Here is a 3,091-nt window from a genome sequence, read left to right on the forward strand (position 1 = left end):
AACATGGATCATCTGCGCGAGCACAAGAAGGAGAGCCTGAGGGCCTTGGCCGCCTGAGCACCGTCATGTGTCCGCCGCTCCGCTAAACACGGGGGCTGCGCGGACACGCCGACGTCACCGCAATGCCACGCCATTTTGCAGAACTTGACGCACACAACTCCAGAAGGCAGAAGTCGAGGCCGCTGCGCGCTTTGTGAGCATTGTAGATCGAGATAGTGCGCCCCATGACTCATCGCAGGCTTGCAAGCCGCACAGTTACGCCAAGCGCGGACCAGACGATGACCCAACCCGCACTCCCCAAGGCGAGGGCAACTGCCGCCGTGCCGAATTGAGGTTCATAGATATCCGGATCGAGATGCGTTGGTTCCTGGTGGAAGGATCAAGAGGTGAACATCCTGGCGACCAAAGAACGTCACCGTGTCATGCACGTTTCAAAGTAACTGTTGGTAGTTGGTATCTCATGGCCCGCCAGTCGACCCACAGCTTGGGCAGCCGGCCGGTGGCACCGGGCGTGGAAGCGCCGGACGAACCTGATCGCGCGCGTACGGATGGCTCGCCGCTCAGTTCAGTTCGAGGATCCAGCAACTAACGCAGGACTTGTTCGGTCTAATTAGGGAAACGGTCGCGCTCAATCGTCAACCGGGTAGGAAACATGCTGCCGTCGAGGAATGCCACGCCGAGCCATGTTTACATTCGCCGCGCGGGCGAACTTGCCGACCTCGGTAATCATTATTAAATCTTAAAACGACTGAATATACATTTTTACCCTGCCGTCGCGATTTGGTACTGGCCCAGGGACGCCTTAACACAAGCTCGGGCCAGCGCATCGGTCGCATCGAGCGTCGTTGTCCCGACCTCGATCCCTGAAAAAGCGACAGGAAGTTCGGTACATGCCAAAAGCAAGCACTCCGCTCCCTGCGCTACCAGCAGCCTCGCCGCGGCGCCTGCTGCCTCGCGGGCGGGCACCATCGTGCCCCCTTTGACAGATGCAATTGAGTGATCGATGAGACGTTGCGTCTTCTCGTCTGGAATGACTACGCGATCGACCGCCTTGAGCAATTCGGTGCCGTAGATGTCGGCGGAGATTGTCCCGCGTGTCGCCATGATTGCGATCGAGCGCGGCCTGTTCGGGATCGCTAGAAGCTCGTGAATTACCGCCTGGGAGATATGAAGTATCGTCGCCCTACACCCCCGGTCCAATCGATCGTGCCAATAGTGGGCCGTATTGCATGGAATTGCGATGAATTCGACACCGGCCGCGTCAAGGAACCGAACGCCTGAAAGCATCGGCAGGAAGGGATCGTCTCGACCATTCTCAATGGCCGATGACCGATCTGGTATTTGCGGAACGTCGTGAACAATAAGTGGAATATGATCCTGGTCTATTGTGGCAGGCGTTGCAGCTATGATTTTTGACATGAAATCTACTGTTGCCGCTGGTCCCATTCCACCGAGAATACCTATGAGATTTTTGTGACGCACTTGGTTTTCTTTTCCGGTTGCAATCGCCTTTGACTATTTTTCGGAATTGTCCGCTACCGATGAGATGTGCGCCACCACCTTCTCCGCCTTCGGCGCGCCATAGAGAAGCTGGCGTGCTTGCCTCGGCCCCATGCGCCTCGGTTCATCGTGCGTCACCCACTATTGGCTGCGATGTCCGTAGCCCTGCGTCTCCTGGCACCCGAACTTGGAGGAGCCGCAACCATTTTGCACATCCGCTGTAACGGATGCAGGGATCGGCTGATTGCCATTCCATTCGCCGCGCGCCGCAAGGCACCGCCCCGCCCCCGCCCGCGCAACACGTTGACAGTCGGCAAAAGCTCGCGCATTTGCGGAAAATTTGAGGAAGTCGTCGCCCTCGAAAGTGATGCGTTGTTCCGCAGGCGACGAGGCACTGCTCATCCAGCCGAGTTCATTCAGATCGGACGCGGCGGCCATCGAGGTAGAGCATGCCAGCGACATTGTCTCTTTTCGTGTTGCCATTGTGCGTGCGCAGCTCAGGTTTTCTGGCAGAATGGGTTGGTACGGACGTTATAGGGAGGCATCTAAAGCTTGTTGTCGTCGATCGGTTGAATTGGGCTGTGGGCATCGTGGTGCTCTCTCCTCAGGTACAGGGTGCAGCTCCGATCGCGTCGCCGACGACTCCGAGCTGGCGCCTCGCTTCAGAAGTTAGGGTCAATGCGGATGGCCCTACGCCGCGCGTTAAGTCGAGTTGGGCTGCAGTCGGATCAGTCCAACGACGTCCTTACAGCAATTGGTGTGCCAAATAGCCTCGAAAGCTTCTGTAGACGCTCCAGAATGGCCTGTGCTTCCAGTGCGGGAGCGTTTCCTCGATGTTACTGGCGATGGCGATGCCGGCATTGTTGACCAGCACGTCGGGCCCCGGCAGGCAAACCTCTAAGCGATCAAGCTCAATTGAATACAGCCTCAATTCAGCTACCTCGTTCTGCTCAGGCGATCTTCAAAATTGGTCATTACGTTTCGGATGTATGCCGCATCGACAAGGCGGGTTTGTGCCAAAATGCATCGGGCTTTGAAACGCGTGCTGAAATCAACGATGTGGTTTGAAACATCGCTTCTTTGATGGACGTCGGACCCGCTTTGCTTCGACCCGGATGGCCGTCGTCTATTTCAGGTTCCGCCTTTTATATTCTCACCACAGAGGATCGCGCGAACCAGTGCCATCTACCTGCTGCCGCCCTATTGCGTGACAGCGGCCGAGTTAGGCTGGCATTATGATGCAATCGACGATGCCGCATCCTGTCGCGCCGTTGGGCAGAGCCCTCCTACACGCTGTCGGCCCTTGCCGAACAGGCAGGAGAGATGGCGCTCGCGATGGCAGGCATCGACCGCGCCGCGGTCGGCCTGTTGCTGCTTGCAACCTCGACGACCGATCATCTGCTGCCATCGAGCGTGGGACGCAATCTCAGACGTTCGTCATCCTTATCTGTCAAACTCACTCAAAGTTCTAAACGGATGTCGGCAAAGTGTGACCTGCCACTGAACTATCATCCAGTGGCGATTAGAGCCTTGGCCGTTTCTGTTACGCCTCTTGGCGCGGGTTGAGCCACCGGCGGAGGCGCGGAGCCTT

The 3,091-nt window shown here is 57.4% G+C and carries 2 protein-coding genes and 1 pseudogene; 1 reads left to right on the forward strand and 2 read right to left on the reverse strand.

Annotated features, from left to right (window positions below):
- Nucleotides 1-762: 762 nt before the first annotated feature.
- Together cuyB and NKI47_RS34650 are read right to left on the reverse strand one after the other, a co-directional pair.
- A complete protein-coding gene (gene cuyB, locus NKI47_RS34645) occupies nucleotides 763-1,482 on the reverse strand; it encodes a cysteate racemase (protein ID WP_352596286.1) in 720 nt (239 codons plus the stop codon).
- A 159-nt stretch (nucleotides 1,483-1,641) separates the two neighbouring features.
- Nucleotides 1,642-1,962, reverse strand: coding sequence for a hypothetical protein (locus NKI47_RS34650; protein WP_352596288.1), 321 nt, complete (start codon nucleotides 1,960-1,962; stop codon nucleotides 1,642-1,644).
- 783 nt (nucleotides 1,963-2,745) lie between these two features.
- Here NKI47_RS34650 and NKI47_RS34655 point away from each other — a divergent pair.
- Nucleotides 2,746-2,913, forward strand: a pseudogene (locus NKI47_RS34655) (3-oxoacyl-ACP synthase); the annotation flags it as partial.
- Nucleotides 2,914-3,091 lie beyond the last annotated feature (178 nt).

It is taken from the genome of Mesorhizobium sp. M0633 (genome assembly GCF_040320645.1).
Taxonomy (GTDB): Bacteria; Pseudomonadota; Alphaproteobacteria; order Rhizobiales; family Rhizobiaceae; genus Mesorhizobium.

Coding starts and splice junctions, on each gene's coding strand:
- NKI47_RS34650 (WP_352596288.1), bottom strand. CDS start 1,962: ATGTCGCTGGCATGCTCTACCTCGATGGCCGCCGCGTCCGATCTGAAT.